Source organism: Pseudoalteromonas sp. SK18 (assembly GCF_001974855.1).
Taxonomy (GTDB): Bacteria; Pseudomonadota; Gammaproteobacteria; order Enterobacterales; family Alteromonadaceae; genus Pseudoalteromonas.
Genome location: NZ_MTQB01000011.1, coordinates 1 through 22753 on the forward strand (window position 1 = coordinate 1; position 22753 = coordinate 22753).

A 22753-nucleotide genomic window follows, 5' to 3' on the forward strand; every position below is an offset into this window, starting at 1 on the left:
TATTCATGCTGTTGTGTGGTAACAAGCCTAATTGCACGTTCACGAAATTCTGATGTATAGCGATTTGATTTTTTCATAGTTCCAGTTTCTCAAGTTATTGAGTCTCTGGCAAACACGGGGCGATTCATTACTCCATTAGGGTATAAACTTCCAAACGCTGATGATTTAATACCTCATAGTCAAAATGCTCAGTACCATGGATTTGCATTCACTATAAACCATAAGCGAATAATTTACAGAAAAGCTAAAGTTACTCCCGATAGACCTGGCGCTTTTTTAGCACTATGGAAACGGCCAGCGGATGGTAGTAATTCTAAGCCAATTCCATTTACCAATGAGTTTGACTATTTATTAGTAGCGGTTTCAAATGATGGATTAACCCCTATTAATAACCAATTAGCAAATATACAAAGTGGTTTATTTTTATTTCCAGTTGAGTTGTTAGTTAAAAAAGGCATAGTTACAGGTACTAACCGTAAAGGAAAAACGGCTTTTAGAGTGTTTCCACCTTGGAGCGAAAGTAGGGCTCTGAATGGTTCAGGCGTATTTAGTAACGCAGCAAAAAGCACTCAACGTTGGCAATGTGATTATTTTTTACAGCAAGATCAAAATAAACTAATTGATTTATCTAAATTAAATAAAATTTTAGCTAACGCTGTTTAAATTTGAATTATTAAGTCACTTTACCAGCATTGTCTTATATAAGGTTGTTTACTAAAGTGAATTATAACCTTGTGTATATTTGAAAGGGGAAACCATGAACCAGTTAACAGAAAAATCGATTAGTTGCCCTTACTGTGGAGAAACAATAGAAGTATTAATTGATGTGGCTGATATTGATGAACAATACATAGAAGATTGCCAAGTTTGTTGTAAGCCTATTTCGTTTGTCGTATTTGAAGATAACGATGAACTTAATGTAAATGTATACAGTGAAGATGAGGCGTTTTAAAAGGCAAATATGAGATTTTTAAAAACTTCTCTTCAACTTTATGAAAATTAAACATTGACAATATTTAATGTTCTTTTTACTCTTGAATATAGGTACAAAATTTTAAAAGGAATTAAGATGGAAACTCGTGTTATTAGATCACAAAAATTATCACTCAGGGAAAAGAAAAGTTTAGAGATACAGTGCAATAATAGATTGAATTGGACTGATGGTGGTCATTGGATGGGCGTAGGTAAAGCACCAGACTGTGATACTAGAGAGCGTTTAAAAAGTAAGTCTTCTCACACACTAACTTTTCCAACTGATCAGTCAGCTAATAAATGGAATTCTGAATGGGAGAAAGTCATTAGACACGGTGGTTACCTAGCTTCTGCATTGCTAGGTTTAGGAACGGGCTTTATAGCAACATCAACTGCATCTTTTTCAGTCTCCGTAATTTCTGGTGTTGTTCTTGGAGAAGCGCAGGCTTCAGTAATTTTTCCAAGAATGGAAAGGGGTTGGAGTTACGAAATTATTTTTGAATATGATTTTTCTTGGTCACCTCACCCTTTCTTTGGAAATAGACTAATCCAAACTATCACTGGAATTTCGAGAGATCATCAGGGGAAAGAAGTTTTAGTAAATTCTAATACACAAAAATATGATTTGGACCAGCTACCTGATGGTTTAGGGCGACTTTTAGCAAGTTCTCCACCTAAAGTAACGTCGTCGGTTTATAGTTGACTTATTTCTAAATTAATTAAAGATTGTTAACTAAGCAATCTTTAATTAATGAGATCTGCTAAGAATAATCCAAACTAAAAAGTTCCTCTTAAATCACAAACTGGTTATGTATGATCCCTAAGTGCTTAAAATGTTCTGCTAATATTTCATTATCGTGGTTTACTATATCTTTAATGACGACTCGTTATAGATGTACAAGTTGTGGCTCATTGCATGAATTTACAAATCGTCACCGTTACTTAGGTGTCTTTTTTGTTTTGCCATTGATTCTTTTAGTTAATTTGACGGAGAGTTTTATAAATTCAAATGTGCTTAGAGTGATTTTATTAATTTGCGTGGCTGTTTTTATCATGATCTTAATACCTGGACAACACCAGTTAAGTGTAAAAGATGATTTGGAAATTAAAAAAAAGAAATAAGTTGTCATATCTACAAATATTACATTAACACACGATCTATATGGATATAAAAATGCATAAAATTATAATATGTCTTGCTATTTTAATTACGCTGATCTATTCACCTTTACTTTATTCGAAAGAGAATGATATTCAGTTTAAATGGAAGTTAATTGAAGTTATTGCATCAGATATAGATACAATAAAAATTGATGATGGTAATTTTTTTAAAATTGATAACTCAGGTATTCTCCAAATAATGAAAAAACATGGGAATAGATACTACCCTTACACAAGGGAAGGCAAAATATTACATGTAACTTCGGGAGAAGTAGTCAGAAAATGGGAAGTGCTACATGTTGATGAGCATAACCTACGTCTAGACTCCCCACTCGGTATTTATGTTTTAAAACGTTAATAATGAAAATTTTTAATGCTTTTTTCTATTATAAGTACCTTACTGATTTTGCTGTTCACGCGCTAATTGGTTAGGCAGCAACTCCTCCACAATTTCTCTCGCTGGTAAGGTGTAACGTACGCCATCAAACATAACCGATGTGAACTCATTAATATTAGTAATGCCGGTAAGGGTCCAACCTTCACCACGTTTTGGGCAGTATACAGTAGTAGTTGGTTGTATTACTTTAAAATTGGCGCTCATAGTTTATCTCAATTAATGCTTGTGAATACGATATGGTAAGTTAATAATGACGTTCTATAAAGTGCTATTTAAAGCGCGTTTACTTTATTTGGCATAGGCATGTTTAAAACTATAAAATTACCCCGTGTAACTCTTCGTTTAATTACTCACAAACATGGCGCAGCGCTATTAAATATTTTGAATAATCCCCTTGTTTATGAATTTAATGATTATAAAGCGCCGCTTAATAAAGAGCATATTAAGCAGTTAATTCAAGATGATATATCGAGTTATTACCAAGGTGAAGGTGTTCGGCTTGCGATTGAACATAATATATTAGGCGACCTCATTGGTACTTGTGGTCTGTATAACATTAATAACCAGACAAAAACTGCTTATTTTGGCTTTGAGCTCGATCCTTTTTATTGGCAACAAGGCTTAATGCATGAAGTACTTAAAGGCTTTATCAGTGAGGTGCATAGCTCATTAAACATTGAGCACCTATACGCAGAAATTCATGGTAAAAATGTTCGTTGTTATAACTTACTCACTAAACTTGGCTTTGTATTTAACCAGCAACTTAATAGTGGTGTATGGCATAAGCAATTAACTAAAATGAGCCCCGCATGAGAATTAAAAAAACGATTATTTTGAATCTGTTGTTTGCTGTTGGTGCATTTGGGGTTGCAACAATTGGGTTTAGTTATTATCAAAATGATGTATCAGAGTTTGTTGATGTAACCCTAGATTCGAAAGTGCTTGAAGAGTCTCGAAAAGTATTTATCAGATTACCTAACAATTATGATAAAACTAAAGCTTATCCACTTTTTATAAAAACAGATGGCAATTTTAATTTAGCTAATTGGGATAAGGCGCTAAAAGCACTAAATCCCGAAAGTATATTTAATGAGGCTATTTTAGTTGCCGTACCTAATCAGTTTTTTACGGATACTCGAAATCGTGATCTTGTGCCACCTTATGCAAGGAAGGACGTTAATACGAATCCTCGACCTAACAATGAAACTTCGCCTGAACTTTTTGGTAAAGCTGATTTGTTTTTAGCTTTTATAGAGCAAGAATTACTGTCATATATAGCGGCTAATTATAAGTTAACTAGTCAACGTGGGTTAATAGGCTTTTCTGCAGGTGGAAGCTTTACTCTATATACTTTACATACTAAGCCTCAGCTATTTAATGCTTATTTTGTGTTTAGCCCAGCCGCTTGGTATGACGATATGACAGTGACAAAACAGTTTGACGCGTTTTTAAAAACAAACATGAATAGTATAAAACAGCCTACATTTTTATATATCACTGTTGGTGGGGCAGAACATTCCCTAATGTTAGCTGCATATAATAATTTAGTTACTAGTTTAGCAAAACATCCAAACAGCTGGCTCAAGTGGGAAAACACAATTAACATAAATGCTGATCATAATCAAAACCCTGCACTGAGTGTAAATAAAGCACTATTAAATTATACCGAGTTCTTAAGCTCGCAAACTAACACGTCGTTTAATTAATCAGTGACCGCTTTAATTTAAATATAGCCATATTTAGAATTTATTGCTGGTGGGTAATAGATAAAAGAACACATCATACTAAATTTATATTAAAGGCAATCTCAGCTATTGATTAATTTTAAGAACGATAACCAGAGGAAGGGATAGGTTTATTTATGTGCGTTGATCGTTTGTTGTTAATTATACTACGCGTTTTATTAAGTGAGTTGTGTAGCCGCAGGAAAACCAGATCGAAGCAAAAATGTCATTCTTTAGATGTTCAAATAACACACGTTGATTGCAGCTAACATCGGATTTTCCATTAGTGTTTTAGTACTTCACAGAATTAAACTCAAGCCTTTTATTAATTGACGTTACAACAATGCAATTTTGTTGCTCAATTGCCTTAGCATGCTTTCTGCATTAGGTAGCTCGTCGTTTAAACCTGTGATCAGGGTCATAAAATAGCAGTCCATCATCACACTTGCTTTTGTTTCATCAAATTCTGGTTGTTCACTAAATAGCAGTTTTTTAAATTCATCCATTTGTGCTTTAAAAAAATCAGCACGCCAAATAATGTCGCTAATTAGTAATTTACTAAATTCACTGTTTTCACAATAAAAGGAGTAGAGGGGGTGAGCGTAGTGGCGTAACTTTAATCGAGGAGGTCGCTGAGTATCTGACTGCTTTGCTTGCTCAATAATAACTTCAATTTGTTGCTGCATACCTGCCATAAGCAAATCAATTTTATTTTCAAAATGGCTAAACACCGTACCCACTGCCACATTAGCTGCAACAGCAATTTCCCTTGTTGATGTGTGGTCATAACCTTGTAATAAGAAAAGCTCCCATGCTGAAGCTAAAATTTTATCCCGTGTTTTTTCTTTTTTACTCATACTATTCAACGCTTTATATCTTTGTTGGAAGTTGGGCCTAAATTAGCACTTGATTAACTGAGCGCGCTCAATTAAATTTGTGAGCATGCTCAATTAATCTAAAGGTGATACATGGAGTTTATCAAACGTGTTATTGGTTATGTACTTTTTATTCCACTTATTTATTTTTATTCTTTTATTCTCGGCCCAATCCTAAAAGCAGTTTTAGTCCCAGGTGGGGTTGTTTTTTTGTGGCTTATTCTAGGGCCAAAAGAGGGGACGCGTGCGTTAAAAAAAGCATTTAAGAGAAAGTAGTTAAACCTTCTGCAAGAACAATAAAAAAAGCCCTGCTATTTTGCAGGGCTTTAGGGTCTGTTGACCTTTACGGATTAAAATTTGTTCAAAATAGGAGCGATTTAATCGCGGCGCGAGGTTTGTAACCTAGTGGGCTAAGTAAAAACCGAGCAACAAAGAGTAAATAGCCCCTCGGTAGAACCCTCCGGGCAGCGCCTGTTTGGCATTGATGCTGCGTTATCGCCTATTTATGGGGAATAACCACACCACATAGGCTCTGCCTTGCCTAAATACCAAACAGACTGCTGCAAATTTAACCTTGAAAGGTCAACAGGCCCTATTAGTCTGTTGACCTTTGCGATTTTAAGCTTGAAAGCTCAACAGGCCATTAAAGAACGTATCTAAAACCAAAAGCAATACCGTCATCTTCTGACTGTTCCATTTGTGCTTGCTGTTGTTTATTATCACTTTCAAAATCACCAAAGTCTTTACGTGCTTCTACATAAAGTTGGGTGTTTTCATCTATTAAGTAATGAACACCAATAACAGCAAATTGACGTTTAAATACATCATTAGGATCAGCATTGAAATTTGGCTGAATAACGTAATCGTCGCCAGCGTCAAACAAGTTGTATGCAATAAATGGTCTAAAATCGTTTTCAAAACGATACGACACAAATGTTTCAATACCAATTGCATCTTCAATTAAGCGACCAATGTTATCTGTATCATGGTTTTCGTTTTTGTTTATATTAGCTGCTACATATAAACCTGGCGCATCAATATTGCCCCAAATAACACCCGCACCGTAAATTAAATCGTCAACTGAACGAGTTGTTCCGTCTCCATAAGTTAATTCAAACTCGCCGCGGTTAATACCCGCGGTCAGTTTTAGCTTATCAGTCACGTTATAAGTTACTGCACCACCAAATGTATAGTTAAATTCAACTTGTTGCGCAGCAGTATCGCCCGATTCAAAATTAGCCTGGCATTGTGACTCTGTAATATCCGTTACATCACAAGTGTAAAATGCGCTGTTTTTTAACTGAGTTTGTACACTAAAATCAAAATCACCGTAACTATTACGGTATTGCAATGTTTTATCGCCGCGGCCAGTACCATTTACAGCACCGTCGTCTTTGTTATAGGTATACACACCGGCGGCGTTGCCATCCCAAACATAGCTATAGTTAGTTGCATATACTACGTCGAACCATGCACCCCATTGTTTACCAATGGTAATTTGGCCGTATTTGTCGTGCTTTAAACCAGCATAGCCTAAACGGTTATATAAAAACTCATCCTGAATTGACTCAAAACGGTTGTTATACACAATATCACTACTACCAACTGGGTTTACGCCCCATTCAATTTTGGTCAGCGCTTCCCAGCCATTCTTTAATTGGCGTTTAAAATCAAAATTAATTCGTGAGGCACCATTAACCACTTCATTTTGACCTTGAGTATTAATTACTCGCGCATCAATATAACCGCCAATAGCGACTGTATTTTTTTCATCCTTAAATACTTCAATTGCTGAAACACTCGGTGTAGCTAAAACACCTGCAATCGCCAGCGATACTAATTTTATTTTCATTGTGTGTGCCTTGCCTAATAAAGACGTTTTTATGATTACTAAATTTGAAGTGGTGCAGACTAGCAAAGCAATAAAAGGCTCAAAAGTGAAAAATTATCAATGAATATTAATGCAAAAATTGGGTGTTGTTCATTTTAAGTTAATGCTGTTTTCATTTTGTAGCCGTATAAACTACTATCGAATTTTGGAATAAGACATTTGGCTTAAATGCAGGGGAGGGGGAGTTGAGTTTTTTTCATAGTTATTACTTTCGGCATAGGTAGAGCTAAAACTCTAATACTATAAAAAACGTTAATATAGCCGTATAAAATGTTAATAAAAGTAAAATGCGACCAATTAGCGGTTTAGCACGTTTAATTTAGTTATTTGTCTGTAACGGCGATTGTTTTTTTATTAAACATATTTTTACTGCATAAATAGCACAAGAGTGAATTTTACTCAGCTTTTTTGTCCATTTATCCGTCCATTCCTTTGTCTGTTTTAATGCTTTAATAGTTAATAAACAGCGCTTGTTTACTTTAGGTTGTTACATAAACTTTCATAGAAAAAATCACTCGTTTGGTTTAAACTGCGCGCAATTTAAATACTTCAGTCTCCCTTGGAGGGTAGCGCTATTATTAGTACAGCTAACATCACCATGCAATTTGGTGCTAAACCGTTATTTGAAAATATCTCAGCTAAATTTGGCGAATCAAACCGTTATGGTTTAATTGGTGCCAATGGGTGTGGTAAATCAACGTTTATGAAAATTCTAAGCGGTGAGCTTGAGCCATCATCGGGTAATGTAAGCACAGATCCTAATGAACGTGTTGCTAAACTAAATCAAGATCAATTCGCCTACGAAGAATACTCTGTTATCGACACTGTAATAATGGGTCACAAAGAGCTTTGGGACATCAAACAAGAGCGCGATCGTATCTATAGCCTACCTGAGATGAGTGAAGAGGACGGCATGAAAGTAGCCGATCTTGAAACTGAGTTTGCTGAAATGGACGGCTATTCTGCTGAGTCTAAAGCGGGTGAGCTACTTTTGGGTGTTGGTATTGCTACTGAACAACATTACGGCCCTATGTCTGAAATTGCACCAGGTTTTAAACTGCGCGTGCTATTAGCGCAAGTATTGTTTTCAGACCCTGATATCATGCTGCTTGATGAGCCTACCAATAACTTGGATATATACACGATTAAGTGGTTAGAAGATGTACTTAATCAACGTGACTGTACCATGATTATCATCTCGCATGACCGTCATTTTTTAAACTCGGTTTGTACACACATGGCCGATATTGACTATGGTGAGTTACGTATTTATCCGGGTAATTACGATGAATATATGTTTGCAGCAACTCAAGCTCGCGAACGTTTATTGAGTGAAAATGCCAAAAAGAAAAGCCAAATTGCTGAACTACAGCAGTTTGTATCGCGTTTTTCTGCTAATGCCTCAAAAGCAAAGCAAGCCACTTCACGTGCAAAACGTATTGATAAAATTCAATTAGACGAAGTGAAAGCCTCATCACGTCAGTCGCCATTTATTCGTTTTGAACAAGAAAAGCAGTTATTCCGTAACGCGCTTGAAATGACCAGCTTATCGCAAGGCTTTGAAGAAACTTTATTCTCAGGATTAGAAGGCCTAGTTGAAGTAGGTGAACGCATTGCTATTATTGGTGAGAATGGTGTGGGTAAAACAACACTACTAAACACTTTAGCAGGGCGTTTAGCACCTAAAAGCGGTGAGTTCAAATGGTCTGAAAATGCGAACATTGGCTATTATGCGCAAGACCATGCCGATGAGTTTGAAAAAGACATGAACTTATTTGAGTGGATGGAGCAATGGCAGCAAGAGGGTGATGACGAGCAAGTTGTTCGTAGTTTCTTAGGTCGTATGTTGTTTTCACAAAACGATATCAAAAAATCTGTAAAAGTTATCTCAGGTGGTGAGCAAGGTCGTATGCTGTTTGGTAAAATCATGATGCATAAACCAAATATCTTATTAATGGATGAACCGACTAACCACATGGATATGGAATCTATAGAAGCGCTTAACTTAGCACTTGAAGCGTATGAAGGTACCTTGATGTTTGTATCACACGATCGTCAGTTTGTATCATCAGTTGCTACCCGTATTTGGGAAATTAAAGACGGTAAAATTATCGACTTTAGAGGAAACTACAGCGAATATTTGGCGAGTAAAGAAGCATAACACCAAGTATTTTCTGCATTTTAAAAAAGCCATGTTTAACATGGCTTTTTTATTGCCTGCTGGTCGCATTATTGCAGTATTTAAGTATATAATACCCGCCATAAAACCGGACATAAGTCCGCTATTTTTAAAATACATTACTGAGGAGTATTTATGACTGTTGGCATTATTATGGGTTCTAAATCAGATTGGCCAACCATGGAACACGCTGCGCTGATGCTAGAAAAATTTGGCATTGCTTATGAAACTAAAGTGGTTTCTGCTCACCGCACTCCTCAATTACTTGCCGATTATGCAAGTTCAGCAAGCGAGCGTGGCATTAAAGTGATTATTGCTGGCGCAGGTGGGGCGGCTCACTTACCGGGTATGGCTGCAGCGTTTACATCATTGCCAGTTTTAGGCGTTCCAGTTAAGTCAAAAGCGTTAAATGGTGTTGATTCATTATTGTCTATTTGCCAGATGCCTAAGGGCGTTGCTGTAGGCACATTGGCTATTGGTGAGCCAGGTGCAGCTAATGCAGGTTTATTGGCTGCACAAATATTAGGCTGTCAAAATCCTGAAATTTTCGCCAAAATTGAAGCGTTTCGCAAAGAGCAAACCGACACTATTCTAGCTAACCCAAATCCTGCAGAGTAATAATGACTATATTAATTTTAGGTGCTGGGCAGCTTGCGAGAATGATGAGCCTTGCTGGCGCACCGCTTAATTTAAATGTGGTTGCTTATGATGTTGGCAGCCAAAAAATTGTGCACCCGCTAACCAACCAAGTGTATTCAACCACACTTGAGCAAGCTATCGATGATGCCGATGCGATTACCGCTGAGTTTGAACATATTCCCGATGATGTATTAACGCTTTGCTGTAATAGCAATAAGTTTTATCCAGGTAAACAAGCTATTAAAACCGGTGGTGACCGTTCGCTTGAAAAAGCCTTGTTAGATAAAACCGAAGTGGCTTGCGCGCCATACCAACTAATTACTGAAAAAGCGCACCTTGAGCAAGCAGTTAAAACATTAGGTAAACCGTTAGTAATAAAAACCTGCCAAGCAGGGTATGACGGCAAAGGCCAATGGCGTTTAAAATCAGATGATGAAATAGACACTATTTGGTCTGAAATGGCCGACTTTATTGCCTCAGGTACAGAGCATGCGCCTCATTCAATTATTGCTGAAAAAATGATCCCGTTCGATCGTGAAGTCTCTATTATTGGCGTGCGCGACAAAGAGGGTAACGTTGCAATTTATCCACTTACCGAAAACCAACATACCCATGGTGTATTAACGCTTTCGGTAGCCGGTAAAGATAATAGTTTAGTAGAGAGCCAAGCAACCTCGGCGTTTACCCGTATTGCCAATGAGCTTAATTATGTAGGTGTATTGGCCATAGAGTTTTTTGATGTACAGGGCACGTTATTAGTTAACGAAATTGCCCCTCGCGTGCATAACTCAGGGCATTGGACTCAGCAAGGTGCTCATTGCTCGCAATTTGAAAACCATATGCGTGCTGTTGCAGGGTTACCTTTGGGTAATACGCAAATTAAGCATCCTACTGCTATGATCAATGTATTAGGCCAAGCACAAATTCCTGCTGATGTTTTAAAAACAGCGGATGTAACCAGTCACTGGTATGGTAAAAGTGTTAAGCCAGGTCGTAAAATGGGGCATATAAATGTCTCGGGTGAGAGTTTACAGCAATTAGGTAGCCGCCTAAGTGAACTTACATCTTGCTTGCCAGAGCAGGATTACCCAGGTGTATTAGCTACCAGCAAATCGCTATTATAAGTTAAAAAATAAAGCGATAAATTTAATCCAATTTATCGCTTTACCTTCTAAAGGTTGTTTTTCAATGATTCATCCAAAGTTTCGTACTATTGTGTTTGCTTTTTTTATGGCACTTTTCATGTCTGGGTTTATGTCATTTGTTATTTCAATATTTAATGTGGGCATGGTCGATAATATTGTAACTATATGGCTTAAAGCGTGGTTATTTGCTTTTTGTATTGCCTTTCCCACAGTTGTATTTGTTGCCCCCGTTGTCCATAAACTGACTAATAAACTTATTCGGGCTTAAACTATGATGATCGCTAAACTGCATAAGCCAACATTCATATTATTACTGGCACTGTGTATGACTCCGTTTATAGGAGCAGGAAGTGCATTGGTATTAGGCGCCATATTTGCCATTACCTTAGGCAACCCGTTTAGTGAGCTTTCTCAAAAGGCCAGTAAAGTGATGCTCAAGCTTGCCGTTGTGGGCCTAGGCTTTGCTGTTGATTTTAATGAAGTAATTGAGGTGGGACGCAGCTCTTTAGTATTAACAATTGTTAGTATTACTGCCATAATCGGGCTTGGAGAGATTTTAACCCAGGTTTTTAAGCTTAATCGTAATACAGGCGTGCTAATTTCATTTGGTACCGCTATTTGCGGTGGCAGCGCCATTGCCGCTATGGCACCGGTCATAAAAGCTAAAGATCCCGAAGTCGCCGTTGCCTTAGGGATTGTATTTCTACTTAATGGCGTGGGATTATTATTATTTCCCGCAATTGGGCACTATTTTGAGTTAACCCAACAGCAGTTTGGTTTGTGGGCCGCATTAGCAATTCACGATACTAGCAGCGTAGTGGGGGCATCGGCTACTTATGGTGCCGTGGCACTGAGTATTGCCACTACGGTAAAATTGACCCGTGCAATGTGGATCATTCCTTATACAGCTGTTGCAGGTGTGTTTATGCGCTCTGATGAAAAGGCGAGTATTCCTTTATTTATTGTCGGTTTTTTATTAGCCGCATTAATTAATACTTATATGCCGTCGTTTTCATCCACATGGGAACTTATTAATAGTGCGGCTAAGCAATTATTAGTGATGACACTGTTCCTAATTGGCAGTGGTTTGTCGTTATCAGTGCTTAAACAAGCAGGTATAAAGCCGTTTTTGATGGCCATTACTTTGTGGGTTATTGTCAGCAGCACTATTTTATTATTAATTATAGATGGATTCATATAATGAAACGTAATCTGAGTATTACAGCAATCAGCAGTGTGTTATTTGCTGTTTTTTCTACCAGCCCTGTATTGGCTGAATCGCTACGCGTAGCAACCTTCAATGTTAGTATGGACGCCACTAATTACACCGCTAAAAATGAACAAGTAAAAAGTGATGCATTGGTAAACGCGCTTCGTTCAGACCACCAGCAAATTAAAAATATTGCTGAAATAATCCAACGTGTCCGCCCAGATGTGGTGTTACTCAATGAGTTTGACTACATTCCAAAAGAGCAAGGTATTGAGTATTTTAAAAGCCACTACTTAAATGTAGGGCAAAATAATCAAGCAGCAATTGATTACCCATACGTTTACATCGCCCCCGTTAATACTGGCTTAGCAACTGAGTTTGACTTAGACAACGATGGTAAAAAAACCGGTGTCATGGGTGATGCACAGGGCTTTGGTTTTTTTGAAGGCCATTATGCAATGGCGTTTTTATCTCGTTATCCAATTGATTTTGACAATATCAGAACACTGCAAACCTTTAAGCACAAAGATTTACCCAATGTAAAAATGCCGGTTGACCCAAAAACCAATACCAATTGGTATAACGATGCAGAGTGGAATGCTTTACGTTTAAGCTCTAAATCTTTTTGGGATATACCCGTAAAGGTAAACGATAAAGTAGTCCATATGTTAGCGTCGCATCCAACACCGCCTGTGTTTGATGGCGATGAAGACAGAAATGGCATTCGCAACCATGATGAAATTAGGCTCATTGCTGATTACGTTAATAACGAAAGTTACCTCTATGATGATAGCGGTAAAAAGGGTGGCCTTGCAGCACAATCCCGATTTGTGATTTTAGGTGACTTAAATGCCACTGCTGAGGGTGATAAAAAGCGCACCAATACAACAGATCAAATACTTAAAAGCCCATTGATTAACGCTGGCTTCATTCCAACAAGTGAGGGCGCTAAAGAGCAATACTCACAAGCTTATGCTAAAAATTATACCGCTAGCTGGCAAGCACGGGTTGATTACGTTTTGCCTTCAAATTATGGATTAACCATTAAAGATGGCGGTGTATTTTGGCCGAAAAAGCAAAGCGACTTATATCGTTTAATTAAAGATAGAAATGCATCAAGCGACCACCGCATGGTATGGCTTGATTTAACGGTTGAATAAACGGGTTATTCACCCCAATATCAGCGTTGTTTATCTTAAATAATTGCAATTATAAAGGTGCTTCTGCTTAAATATGGTTAATTATAATAACCGTCAAGAAGCACTATGATTTTTAAATTCTCATCTTCTAAAACACTTGTTGCAATCGCTGTTGCATCAAGTGTTATGTTAGCGGGTTGTACCGCAACCGCCACAACTTCTACTGACTCATCTATTCAAACAAATACCACCGTTGCTAATGTTGTTAACACGCCCGCAGGTTTGGGCCAATCAAAAATCACCCTTGAACAAGCCATGGCGCATCCTGATTGGATTGGACGCCAGCCACAAAGCGCTTTTTGGAGTGCAGATTCAAGTACCATTATTTATGCGCGTAAGCAGCAAGGTAGTGAGCTAAGAGATTTATTCACTCAAGCTGTAAACTCACAAACAGCAGAGCAAGTGGCACTAGAAAAATTACACCGTGTTGGTTCAAGTAAAGCTGTTTTTTCTAACGATAAATCACTTCAAGCTTATGTGTTTGAGGGTAACGTATTTATCAAAAACGTAAAGTCAGGCGTAATTAAACAAATTACGCAAAGCTCTGCTACTGAGTCAAAACCACAGTTTTTAAACGATGGTAACTTAGCGTATCGTCAGGGTAATATCTTTTTCAAAGTGGATTTAACCACAGGTTTAACCCGCGAAATAGCCAATTTAAAACTCGCTGACAAACCACAAGGCGTAAAAGAACCATCAACTTATATTGCCAAAGAGCAACATAAGCTTATTGATTACATTGCACTGCAGCACAAAAATAAACAAGATAAGCATGCGCGTAAAGAGCAAGTAAAAGCTAATAACAGCTCAATTGCTAACACCCATTATTATTTAGGCGATGGCAACACGGTTGATGAAGCCGAGCTTTCTCCAAATGGTGATGCGTTAATTGTAGTCGTACAAGAAAAAAGCTCATGGCGTGGTGAAGGCGATATTATGCCTAATTACATCACTGATGATGCGACGATAGAGCCTAAAAAAGTTCGCCGCCGCATAGCTGATTCTAAAGAGCAAACTTCTGAGCTTGTTTATATTAACCTTGCAGATCAAAGCCAAACCACATTAGGGTTCAATACTTTACCTGGTTTTGATGAAGATGTACTTGCTGAGGTTAAAAAAGAAAACTACGCCCGTGAAGGCAAAACCTATAAATCTAAAAAACAACCTCGTGGTATTAACGTTATTTCAGATTGGGGTTGGAATCAATCACCTATTAGCTGGAACGATGATGGTAGCCAAGTAGCGATTATGCTTGAAGCATGGGATAACAAAGATCGTTGGTTAGCCACTGTAGATTTTGAAAATAACAAACTTGTCTCTCAACATCGTTTACATGACGATGCGTGGATTGCCTATGCCTTTAACGACTTTGGTTGGTTAAATAATTCCACTACCTTGTATTATTTATCTGAAGAATCGGGCTATAGTCAGCTTTATAAAAAGCCACTCGATGGTAAAGCGACTGCGCTAACCATGGGTAAATTTGAAGTATCTAATTTAACCCTCACTGATAACAATAATGCCATTTACTATAAAGCGAATGTTGAGCATCCTGGTCTTTACGAAATTTACCGTGTAAACCCACAAACAGGTGTTAGTGAGCAAGTAACAGACTTAAATGGCATGACGGATTATACCTTAAGCCCAGATCAGTCTAAGTTATTATTAAGACACTCTAAAATCACTATGCCCACTGAGCTTTATGTGGCTGAGGCTAAAGCAAACACAACCGCAACTCGTTTAACTAACACGGTATCTGAGACGTTTTTAGCTAAAAAACTCACGGCGCCTAAAATTGTTGCTGTGCCTTCAAGCCATACAGATCAGCCAATATACGCCAAAGTTTATTACCCGGCTGATTACCAAGAAGGTGAAACAGGTAAAAACCGTAAAGCGGTTATTTTTAACCACGGTGCCGGTTACCTGCAAAATTCACACATGGGTTGGTCTGGTTACTTTCGCGAATTTATGTTTCATTCATTACTTGCCGATGAAGGTTACGTAGTGATGGATATGGATTACCGTGCTTCTAAAGGTTATGGCCGTGATTGGCGTACTGCTATTTACCGCCAAATGGGAACACCTGAAACACAAGATTTAGCTGATGGCGTAAAATGGATGGCTGAAAATGCCAACGTTGATACTCAAGCGGTTGGTACTTATGGTGGTTCATACGGCGGATTTATGACCTTTATGGCGTTATTTACCGCGCCAGATTTGTTTCAATCAGGAGCGGCGCTTCGCCCTGTGACTGATTGGGCACATTACAACACGGGCTATACCGCTAACATTTTGAATCACCCAGATGTTGACCCAATTGCTTATGAACGTAGTTCTCCTATTTACTACGCTGAAGGGCTTAAAAAGCATTTATTAATCAATGCGCCTATGGTTGATGATAATGTGTTCTTTCAAGATTCAGTGCGTTTAGTGCAGCGTTTAATAGAACTTGAGAAAGAAAACTTTGAAACAGCAATCTTCCCAGTAGAGCCGCATGGTTTTGTGCAGCCTTCGAGCTGGTTAGACGAATACCGTCGTATTTATAAGTTGTTTAAAGAAACACTATAAATAGCGGTAAATTAATAAAAACGCCACAATGTGGCGTTTTTTTATTCTTTATTTCTGCTGATGAATTGAATAATTAAAGGAGCGCCTAACAATACGCCACCAATTGCGCCTATTAAATGTGCATCAACAGCCACCGTTGAGTTGATCAATGTGCCTATATCAGCACTAGGGCCATTTACTTGCTCTGCAATCAATTTTACCCACACACCAATAAACAACACATAACCCGATTTAAGTCCAACAGTGACATCCTTTATCGCTCCCCAAATGATCACGCCATGCAATAGGGCACTAAGCCCTGTGTAAATTGTAATTGTGGGGCAAAACCAAAAAACACCTAAGCCACACCAAATTGCCAATGTGGCAATATTAAAACCATATCTGCTTGGTGATGTGTACTCACCATGCAATAACCATATAAGCGCGATACCGGCACAATTCAACCCTAAGTGCGCCCAGTTGGCATGTACAAATTGGCTGGTAAATAAACGCCATAGTTGGCCTTGTTCAATCAGTTGACGATTAAACTCAAGTTCGTCGTTTATACCCAGCCATGCTAAAAGTGAGCTTAATAAAATTAAACACAAAGGAGGGAAAACATAGCGCGGCTGAAGAGGTAAATTAAGCATTTAGGGATCATTTTTATATTTATTTTTGCATATTGTGCCTGTTTAACTTTAAGATGCCAATTATCTTCCATGCAATTTAAGTTTAATCAGTAATTATGAATTTTAAGCTCAACTCTTTATTTGCTCTCTCTTTAAGTGCACTGTCTTTACCTTTATTTGCACAGCAAGCAAGCACAATTGAAACACGTGAACCTGAAGCGGCTACAGGCGTTGTACAAAAACATTTAGTGGCTGGCGATAAATATATGGTTGCCGCGGCAAACCCGTATGCTTCACAAGCGGGTAGAGCCATTTTAGCCCAAGGCGGTAGTGCGGTTGATGCCGCTATCGCCACCCAATTAGTACTTACATTAGTCGAGCCGCAATCATCAGGCATTGGTGGTGGTACATTTATGATGTATTACAACAAAGCTAATAATAAACTTACCAGCTTTGATGGCCGCGAAACCGCACCGAGTAATGCCGATGCAAACCTGTTTTTAAATAAACACGGCAATGCAGTAAAATGGATAGAAGCGGTTGTAGGTGGTCGCTCTGTAGGCGTACCCGGTATATTACATGCGTTTGCCAGCGCCCATAAACAGTATGGCACCTTACCTTGGGCTAGCTTATTTAAACCTGCTATTAAACTTGCTGAGCAAGGGTTTGAAGTATCGCCTCGATTACATGGGTTACTGGTTAGACAATTAAACCCAGGTGTAATGAGTATGCCGGTGATTAATGAGTATTTTTTCCCTAATGGCAAAGTAATTGAAGTAGGTAGTATTAAAAAAAATCAGCCATTGGCTAATTTATATAAAGATATTGCTTCAAAAGGAATAGATGCGTTTTACAAAGGCGATAACGCTAAAGCCATGGTAAAAGCGGTGCAAAAATCAAAAATCGCGCCTGGTAAATTATCTGTGCAAGACCTTGCTAATTACAGCAGTAAAGAGCGTGCACCCGTTTGTATAAAATATCGAGTGTATAATGTGTGCTCTATGGCGCCTCCTAGCAGTGGTGGTGTTGCAGTGCTACAAATTTTAGGTTTGCTTGAACACAAAGACATGGCTAGCATAAAAGCCAATATCCCAGAGGCAATTCATTACTTTAGCCAAGCCTCACGTATTGCGTTTGCCGATCGTAATAAATACATTGGCGACCCTGACTTTACCCAAGTACCTACCCAAGAATTATTAGATAAAGACTATATTGCCACCCGCGCAGAACTAATCACTGAAAAAGATCAAAAAGCACAGCCAGGCAACCCAGTAGATTACTTAAGCTATGCAAACGATGATTCTTTTGAGCTGCCCTCTACCTCACACGTATCGATTGTTGATAGCAACGGCAACGCCGTATCAATGACCAGCTCTATTGAAATGGCGTTTGGCTCAACAGTGATGGTAAATGGTTATATTTTAAATAATCAGCTAACTGATTTTTCACTTTCGCCACGTAAAAATGGCAAGTTAGTGGCTAACAGAGTAGAAGCGCATAAACGCCCGCGCAGCTCAATGTCACCGGTGATGGTATTTAACCAAGATGGCAGCTTACGCTTAGTGGTGGGTTCTCCTGGTGGGAGTCGTATTATTGATTATGTAGCGCAAGTGGTTATTGGTGTTCTAGATTGGGATTTAAACGCCCAACAAGCCATTAATTTACCCCGAACCACCAATCGTAATGATTATACTAGCCTTGAGAAAGGTACTGAGCTTGAAGCGCTTGTACCAGAGCTTGAAGAGCGCGGCCATGATGTACGTGTGATTGACCTAAACTCAGGCTTGCATGCGGTAGAGGTAAAAAACAACCGTTTGTATGGCGCTGCCGATCCGCGCAGAGAAGGGATGGCGTTATCTGATTTAAGTAATAATAAAGCCTCATTTAAATTTTAAAACATGTATAATAAACAGCAGGTTTGCTGCCTGCTGTTTTAAATGTAACAGATTAATAGTTAATAACTATTTGGTTGAAAATAGCATGTTAACTAACGTAAAAAAATTAGCAAACCTAAACATAATTGGCACTGTTGTAACCATTAAACAAAGCACGCACATTATTTAATGCGCGTTTAACGTTTTAAACCCACATCAGGCAGCTAACATATTCACCAAATATGAGTGGCTTTATACTAAAGTAGCGCTTGTATTTGTACATTTTCAATGGTCTGACAAGCTTAAATGTCATTGCAATTTAGCCTTTAACAATGATAATGGCAGATCATTATTTAAGATTCAGTAAAGCTTGGAAATATGACTACAAATACCGATCCAAATTATCTTTATATTCCTTATTCTGGCCCAGGCCTAATTGAAACCCCGTTATTGAATAAAGGAAGTGCATTTAGCCAAAAAGAGCGTGAAAACTTTAATCTTGCTGGTTTACTTCCACCTCGTTACGAAACAATAGAAGAGCAAGTTGAGCGTTGTTACCAACAGTACTCAAGTTTTAATGACAACTTAAATAAGCACATCTATTTACGTGCCATTCAAGACAATAACGAAACGCTTTACTACCGTTTGGTACGCGATCATATTGAAGAAATGATGCCTATTATTTACACCCCAACGGTGGGTGATGCCTGTGAGAAGTTTTCTGATATTTATCGCAGTGCCCGTGGTTTGTTTATTTCTTATGAAGATCGTTTTCAAATTGACGATATTTTACGTAATGCCACTAAAGGTAAAGTTAAAGTTATCGTGGTTACCGATGGCGAACGTATTTTAGGCTTGGGCGACCAAGGTATTGGCGGTATGGGGATTCCAATTGGTAAGCTTTCTTTGTATACCGCCTGTGGCGGTATTAGCCCAGCGTACACATTACCGGTTATGCTTGATGTAGGTACCAATAACGAAAAACTATTAAACGACCCAATGTACATGGGTGCTCGACATAAGCGTATTGCGCAAGATGAGTACGATGAGTTTTTAGATTTATTCATTAAAGCGGTTAAGCGTCGTTGGCCAAGCGTGTTACTGCAATTTGAAGACTTTGCACAACCAAATGCTATGCCATTATTAAAGCGTTACCGTAATGAAATTTGTAGCTTTAATGATGACATTCAAGGTACTGCATCGGTTACTGTGGGCTCTTTATTAGCAGCTTGTCGTGTTAAAGGCGCTAAACTATCGACTCAAAAAGTCGTGTTTGTCGGCGCAGGCTCTGCAGGTTGTGGTATTGCTGAACAAATTGTTAGCACTATGGTGGCTGAAGGCATCAGTGAAGCAAAAGCACGCAGCCAAGTGTTTATGGTTGACCGCTTTGGCTTGTTAACTGATGGCATGGAAGGCTTACGCGACTTCCAACAAATGTTAGCGCAACCAACAAGCTGCCTAGCCGATTGGACTTACAGCGGCGAATACGCGTCATTATTAGATGTAATGCACTGCGCTGAACCAGATATTTTAATTGGTGTATCAGGTCAACCGGGCTTATTTACTGAGCAAGTTATTCGCGCTATGCACGCGAAATGTGAAGCACCTATTATTTTCCCGTTAAGTAATCCATCTAAACAAGTAGAAGCTTACCCAGAAGATGTTATCAAATGGACTGATGGTAAAGCGATTGTAGCCACAGGTAGCCCATTCGACCCAGTTGTTTATAACGGCGTGACTTACCCCATTCCTCAATGTAATAACAGCTATATTTTCCCTGGTATTGGTTTAGGTGTAATTGCTGTTAAAGCAACGCGTATTACCGATGCAATGTTAATTATGTCGAGCGAAATGTTGGCAGAGTCATCACCATTAGCCAATACAGGTAAAGGTAGCTTATTACCTGCGTTAACAGAAATTGAAACGCTGAGTAAACGCATTGCTTTTGCAGTCGCTAAAAAAGCGATTGAAGAGGGCGTTGCCCTTGAAATTTCAGATGATGCACTGTGGGCAGCCATCGACAGAAACTACTGGTTACCGAAGTATCGTAACTACAAGCGTTGCAGCATTTAAAGCTTCATTACTAAAAAACAGGCTTTTGCCTGTTTTTTTATGCTTGTTCATCTGCAATTAACCACATAAGGTGTTAACTAAGGCAATCAAATTTAAAAGGATAGACTTATGAAAACGCTTTCGATTATAACGGCTGCTTTGCTCAGTACGTCAGCCTATGCAACCAGTGCTCCTGAAGAGCCGCATATCTATGTTAAAGGTGAAGCTTCACTAACAACTATGCCCGATCATGTTCTATTAACAGTAGGTATTACTGAAATAGATAAAAACTTAATTGCCGCAAAAAAACAAACCGATACCACTATGGCCAACGCAATTAGTTTAGTAAAAAAACTAGGTGTAGCTGATGCCGATATTAATGCTGGTCAAATCTCAATCTATCGCGATAATCAATATAACCGTGAAACAGGTAAGCAAGAGTTTACCGGCTTTAAAGTATCGAGAACGCTGACAATTAAACTTTCTGCGATTAATAAATACCCTGAGCTTTTACAAAGCTTAGTTAATAATGGCATTAATGAAATTAGGCAAACCCAGTTTTTAGCGAGCAACTATGATGAGCTGCACAAAAAAGCACAAAAATTAGCTATTAAACAAGCTAAAGCAGCGGCAAAAGAGTTAACTGATGATTTTGATGTTGAATTGAAAGGCTTATATAGTGCGTCTTTAAGTCCGCTTGATATGCCATCAGTACCTTACATGCGCAGTGAAAAAGTAATGATTGCTGATGGTGCACCGAGCAACTATGTACCCGATGCCTATCATGCTGGTGAAATTACAATAAGCGCATCAAGTTACGCAATTTATTATATTGATTAAGCGCTTATAGGTGGGTGGCGCTCAAATCGTGCCACCAACTGCTTTCCTTGTGACTCACTAATACGCACAATGGCATACAGCATATTACTAATCTCTTGACGATCGTATTCGTTAACTATGTGCTGATTAATATCATCAACAATGGCATTTAAATAATTAAACACACTGTTTCGTGCATCCACATTCTCATTAGCAATAAATAAAATATTTTTAAATGCTTCAATAACGTTAGTCATTACATAGGCATCGGCTTTTGCATAATTGCGTAAAGGGGTGAAGTTATCATGAAGTAGTTCATCAAAACTGGTTTCATGAAAGTACAACAATGGTTGCTCATCTTTTTCATAGCATGAGTAATTTATTGCATTAATCTTTAGTCGTTCTATTAATAATATACTCAACATATCAATTGATTTAACCGCAGTACCCGGATCGTTTATTCCTGGGCTCATAGCTTTTACCGCAATTTCTGATATTTGTGTTAACCCATAGCGGTAATGGTCGCTAATGTATTCTTCTATATAAAAAATAAAGCAATCTAAAATTTTCTCAATTAACTCTTCGTTCTCAGATATGTCCTTATTACACTTTAAAAACGGGTAACCTTTAACTGTAAAATAACCTTGCTTAACCGTAATAAACAGCTCAATATTTTCATCTGCTAGTAGGGCACATAATTTATTAGAATGAACCCCTTTGTAGTAACCCTCGGTTGTACTGTTTATTGAATGCCAGTTTGAAAACTCAGGAAAGTTATCAACGGGGTTTTCGTCTTGCATCTTGATAATGTCTTGAATTTCTTTTTTTGTTTGCCTAAACAACCCATTTAATACGTTATCTACTTGTATTGCTTTTGAAATAGAATGAATAAAAAATACAAATAACCCTAAAGATATTAATCCAAAAACAAGCGCAAACAACACGCCAAGAGCAGGAATAGCGGTATTACCATTATCGAGTTTGTTGATATTTATCAGCATTATTATTGAATAAATAATACTACCCAAATAAAAACCTAAAACCATTTGGTGTGATTTACGGGTAATGAGCCCAGGAACAACTCGAGGTGATAAGCTAGCACTGGCTGAATTTAATACCACCATCACCATAGAAAAGCTAAATACGGTTAACGAAATAATGCTGCCAGCGAGGGTACTTAAAATGGTACGTGCGTTTTCTGCGCTATCAACTAATATAAATGAAATTAGTGATTTAAGTTTCTCAATAGGGGCTAAGTACTCGACTGACATCGTCAGCACAGCAAAAAATAAAAAAGCAACAGATAATAAAGAGGGATAAAACCCAATACTGTTAATTATTTCGCGGTAGCTATTGGTTATTTTTGTTCTTAAATACATATTATCCTTACTTATTACGATACCAATCTATAAATCACTCTAGCATATTTGATACTAAAGT

At 38.1% G+C, this 22753-nt stretch carries 22 protein-coding genes; 17 read left to right on the forward strand and 5 right to left on the reverse strand.

The annotated features are described in order from the left end of the window. The first annotated feature begins 168 nt into the window (after positions 1–168). The 4 genes from BW139_RS09725 (at position 169) to BW139_RS09740 (ending at position 2491) form a co-directional block, all read left to right on the forward strand. Positions 169–663: a MepB family protein gene (locus tag BW139_RS09725; protein WP_303047077.1), complete on the forward strand. Its 495-nt coding sequence runs from the start codon at positions 169–171 to the stop codon at positions 661–663. A 94-nt stretch (positions 664–757) separates the two neighbouring features. Beyond that, a complete protein-coding gene (locus BW139_RS09730; protein WP_075169218.1) occupies positions 758–952 on the forward strand; it encodes a CPXCG motif-containing cysteine-rich protein in 195 nt (64 codons plus the stop codon). 117 nt (positions 953–1069) lie between these two features. Next, positions 1070–1675, forward strand: a complete 606-nt coding sequence (locus BW139_RS09735; RefSeq protein WP_076919500.1) for a hypothetical protein — start codon at positions 1070–1072, stop codon at positions 1673–1675. Between the two features lie 471 nt (positions 1676–2146). Continuing rightward, entirely contained in the window at positions 2147–2491 is a 345-nt protein-coding gene (locus BW139_RS09740) for a hypothetical protein (protein ID WP_076919501.1), read from the forward strand. Between the two features lie 39 nt (positions 2492–2530). Here the strand turns inward: BW139_RS09740 and BW139_RS09745 are convergent, their stop codons facing one another. Then, positions 2531–2734: a hypothetical protein gene (locus BW139_RS09745; RefSeq protein ID WP_076919502.1), complete on the reverse strand. Its 204-nt coding sequence runs from the start codon at positions 2732–2734 to the stop codon at positions 2531–2533. A 99-nt stretch (positions 2735–2833) separates the two neighbouring features. On the opposite strand from BW139_RS09745, the gene BW139_RS09750 reads away from it, so the two are divergent. Together BW139_RS09750 and BW139_RS09755 are read left to right on the forward strand one after the other, a co-directional pair. Beyond that, positions 2834–3343, forward strand: a complete 510-nt coding sequence (locus BW139_RS09750) for a GNAT family N-acetyltransferase (RefSeq protein ID WP_076919503.1) — start codon at positions 2834–2836, stop codon at positions 3341–3343. Then, positions 3340–4236 carry an alpha/beta hydrolase gene (locus BW139_RS09755; protein WP_076919504.1) on the forward strand — a complete coding sequence of 299 codons (897 nt, stop codon included), beginning with the start codon at positions 3340–3342 and terminating at the stop codon, positions 4234–4236. The genes BW139_RS09750 and BW139_RS09755 overlap by 4 nt, the downstream gene beginning before the upstream one ends. 353 nt (positions 4237–4589) lie before the next feature. On the opposite strand, the gene BW139_RS09760 is transcribed toward BW139_RS09755, so the two are convergent. After that, positions 4590–5111 (reverse strand): TetR/AcrR family transcriptional regulator, encoded by a 522-nt coding sequence (locus tag BW139_RS09760; protein WP_076919505.1) that lies wholly within the window; start codon positions 5109–5111, stop codon positions 4590–4592. A 111-nt stretch (positions 5112–5222) separates the two neighbouring features. Here BW139_RS09760 and BW139_RS09765 point away from each other — a divergent pair, with 111 nt between their 5' ends. Next, positions 5223–5405: a hypothetical protein gene (locus BW139_RS09765; RefSeq protein ID WP_010390016.1), complete on the forward strand. Its 183-nt coding sequence runs from the start codon at positions 5223–5225 to the stop codon at positions 5403–5405. A 367-nt stretch (positions 5406–5772) separates the two neighbouring features. On the opposite strand, the gene BW139_RS09770 is transcribed toward BW139_RS09765, so the two are convergent. Continuing rightward, a complete protein-coding gene (locus BW139_RS09770; RefSeq protein ID WP_076919506.1) occupies positions 5773–6981 on the reverse strand; it encodes a porin in 1209 nt (402 codons plus the stop codon). Positions 6982–7594: 613 nt separating this feature from the next. On the opposite strand from BW139_RS09770, the gene BW139_RS09775 reads away from it, so the two are divergent. The 7 genes from BW139_RS09775 (at position 7595) to BW139_RS09810 (ending at position 15960) form a co-directional block, all read left to right on the forward strand. Next, positions 7595–9181: an ABC-F family ATPase gene (locus BW139_RS09775; RefSeq protein WP_076919581.1), complete on the forward strand. Its 1587-nt coding sequence runs from the start codon at positions 7595–7597 to the stop codon at positions 9179–9181. Between the two features lie 153 nt (positions 9182–9334). Then, positions 9335–9817 carry a 5-(carboxyamino)imidazole ribonucleotide mutase gene (gene purE, locus BW139_RS09785; protein ID WP_008114610.1) on the forward strand — a complete coding sequence of 161 codons (483 nt, stop codon included), beginning with the start codon at positions 9335–9337 and terminating at the stop codon, positions 9815–9817. A gap of 2 nt (positions 9818–9819) precedes the next feature. Beyond that, the gene (locus BW139_RS09790) at positions 9820–10962 is read left to right on the forward strand and encodes a 5-(carboxyamino)imidazole ribonucleotide synthase (RefSeq protein ID WP_076919508.1); all 1143 of its coding nucleotides are present in this window, start codon (positions 9820–9822) and stop codon (positions 10960–10962) included. 64 nt (positions 10963–11026) lie between these two features. Then, the gene (locus BW139_RS09795) at positions 11027–11251 is read left to right on the forward strand and encodes a DUF2798 domain-containing protein (RefSeq protein WP_076919509.1); all 225 of its coding nucleotides are present in this window, start codon (positions 11027–11029) and stop codon (positions 11249–11251) included. Positions 11252–11254: 3 nt separating this feature from the next. Further along, a complete protein-coding gene (locus BW139_RS09800) occupies positions 11255–12184 on the forward strand; it encodes a YeiH family protein (RefSeq protein ID WP_076919510.1) in 930 nt (309 codons plus the stop codon). Further along, on the forward strand, positions 12184–13353 hold the full coding sequence (locus BW139_RS09805) for an endonuclease/exonuclease/phosphatase family protein (protein ID WP_076919511.1): 1170 nt from the start codon (positions 12184–12186) through the stop codon (positions 13351–13353). The genes BW139_RS09800 and BW139_RS09805 overlap by 1 nt, the downstream gene beginning before the upstream one ends. 105 nt (positions 13354–13458) lie before the next feature. Continuing rightward, the gene (locus BW139_RS09810; protein WP_076919512.1) at positions 13459–15960 is read left to right on the forward strand and encodes a prolyl oligopeptidase family serine peptidase; all 2502 of its coding nucleotides are present in this window, start codon (positions 13459–13461) and stop codon (positions 15958–15960) included. 41 nt (positions 15961–16001) lie between these two features. Here the strand turns inward: BW139_RS09810 and rrtA are convergent, their stop codons facing one another. Then, on the reverse strand, positions 16002–16589 hold the full coding sequence (gene rrtA, locus BW139_RS09815) for a rhombosortase (RefSeq protein ID WP_076919513.1): 588 nt from the start codon (positions 16587–16589) through the stop codon (positions 16002–16004). Between the two features lie 95 nt (positions 16590–16684). Between rrtA and ggt the strand changes: the two genes are divergently transcribed. The 3 genes from ggt to BW139_RS09830 all read left to right on the forward strand — a co-directional run bounded on the left by ggt (position 16685) and on the right by BW139_RS09830 (position 21334). Then, entirely contained in the window at positions 16685–18463 is a 1779-nt protein-coding gene (gene ggt, locus BW139_RS09820; RefSeq protein WP_076919514.1) for a gamma-glutamyltransferase, read from the forward strand. Between the two features lie 357 nt (positions 18464–18820). Then, positions 18821–20515, forward strand: coding sequence for an NAD-dependent malic enzyme (locus BW139_RS09825; RefSeq protein ID WP_076919515.1), 1695 nt, complete (start codon positions 18821–18823; stop codon positions 20513–20515). A gap of 108 nt (positions 20516–20623) precedes the next feature. Beyond that, on the forward strand, positions 20624–21334 hold the full coding sequence (locus BW139_RS09830) for an SIMPL domain-containing protein (RefSeq protein ID WP_076919516.1): 711 nt from the start codon (positions 20624–20626) through the stop codon (positions 21332–21334). On the opposite strand, the gene BW139_RS09835 is transcribed toward BW139_RS09830, so the two are convergent. Beyond that, positions 21331–22692: a DUF2254 domain-containing protein gene (locus BW139_RS09835; RefSeq protein ID WP_076919517.1), complete on the reverse strand. Its 1362-nt coding sequence runs from the start codon at positions 22690–22692 to the stop codon at positions 21331–21333. The two genes, BW139_RS09830 and BW139_RS09835, sit on opposite strands and share 4 nt — an antisense overlap. Positions 22693–22753 lie beyond the last annotated feature (61 nt).

What these genes read in the sequence shown, in the direction of transcription:
- purE (WP_008114610.1), top strand. Translation starts at nt 9,335, where the DNA reads ATGACTGTTGGCATTATTATGGGTTCTAAATCAGATTGGCCAACCATG.
- BW139_RS09810 (WP_076919512.1), top strand. Translation starts at nt 13,459, where the DNA reads ATGATTTTTAAATTCTCATCTTCTAAAACACTTGTTGCAATCGCTGTT.
- BW139_RS09830 (WP_076919516.1), top strand. Translation starts at nt 20,624, where the DNA reads ATGAAAACGCTTTCGATTATAACGGCTGCTTTGCTCAGTACGTCAGCC.
- BW139_RS09805 (WP_076919511.1), top strand. Translation starts at nt 12,184, where the DNA reads ATGAAACGTAATCTGAGTATTACAGCAATCAGCAGTGTGTTATTTGCT.
- BW139_RS09750 (WP_076919503.1), top strand. Translation starts at nt 2,834, where the DNA reads ATGTTTAAAACTATAAAATTACCCCGTGTAACTCTTCGTTTAATTACT.
- BW139_RS09740 (WP_076919501.1), top strand. Translation starts at nt 2,147, where the DNA reads ATGCATAAAATTATAATATGTCTTGCTATTTTAATTACGCTGATCTAT.
- BW139_RS09770 (WP_076919506.1), bottom strand. Translation starts at nt 6,981, where the DNA reads ATGAAAATAAAATTAGTATCGCTGGCGATTGCAGGTGTTTTAGCTACA.
- BW139_RS09835 (WP_076919517.1), bottom strand. Translation starts at nt 22,692, where the DNA reads ATGTATTTAAGAACAAAAATAACCAATAGCTACCGCGAAATAATTAAC.
- BW139_RS09825 (WP_076919515.1), top strand. Translation starts at nt 18,821, where the DNA reads ATGACTACAAATACCGATCCAAATTATCTTTATATTCCTTATTCTGGC.
- BW139_RS09745 (WP_076919502.1), bottom strand. Translation starts at nt 2,734, where the DNA reads ATGAGCGCCAATTTTAAAGTAATACAACCAACTACTACTGTATACTGC.
- BW139_RS09730 (WP_075169218.1), top strand. Translation starts at nt 758, where the DNA reads ATGAACCAGTTAACAGAAAAATCGATTAGTTGCCCTTACTGTGGAGAA.
- BW139_RS09755 (WP_076919504.1), top strand. Translation starts at nt 3,340, where the DNA reads ATGAGAATTAAAAAAACGATTATTTTGAATCTGTTGTTTGCTGTTGGT.
- BW139_RS09790 (WP_076919508.1), top strand. Translation starts at nt 9,820, where the DNA reads ATGACTATATTAATTTTAGGTGCTGGGCAGCTTGCGAGAATGATGAGC.
- BW139_RS09760 (WP_076919505.1), bottom strand. Translation starts at nt 5,111, where the DNA reads ATGAGTAAAAAAGAAAAAACACGGGATAAAATTTTAGCTTCAGCATGG.
- BW139_RS09800 (WP_076919510.1), top strand. Translation starts at nt 11,255, where the DNA reads ATGATGATCGCTAAACTGCATAAGCCAACATTCATATTATTACTGGCA.
- rrtA (WP_076919513.1), bottom strand. Translation starts at nt 16,589, where the DNA reads ATGCTTAATTTACCTCTTCAGCCGCGCTATGTTTTCCCTCCTTTGTGT.
- BW139_RS09765 (WP_010390016.1), top strand. Translation starts at nt 5,223, where the DNA reads ATGGAGTTTATCAAACGTGTTATTGGTTATGTACTTTTTATTCCACTT.
- BW139_RS09795 (WP_076919509.1), top strand. Translation starts at nt 11,027, where the DNA reads ATGATTCATCCAAAGTTTCGTACTATTGTGTTTGCTTTTTTTATGGCA.
- ggt (WP_076919514.1), top strand. Translation starts at nt 16,685, where the DNA reads ATGAATTTTAAGCTCAACTCTTTATTTGCTCTCTCTTTAAGTGCACTG.
- BW139_RS09735 (WP_076919500.1), top strand. Translation starts at nt 1,070, where the DNA reads ATGGAAACTCGTGTTATTAGATCACAAAAATTATCACTCAGGGAAAAG.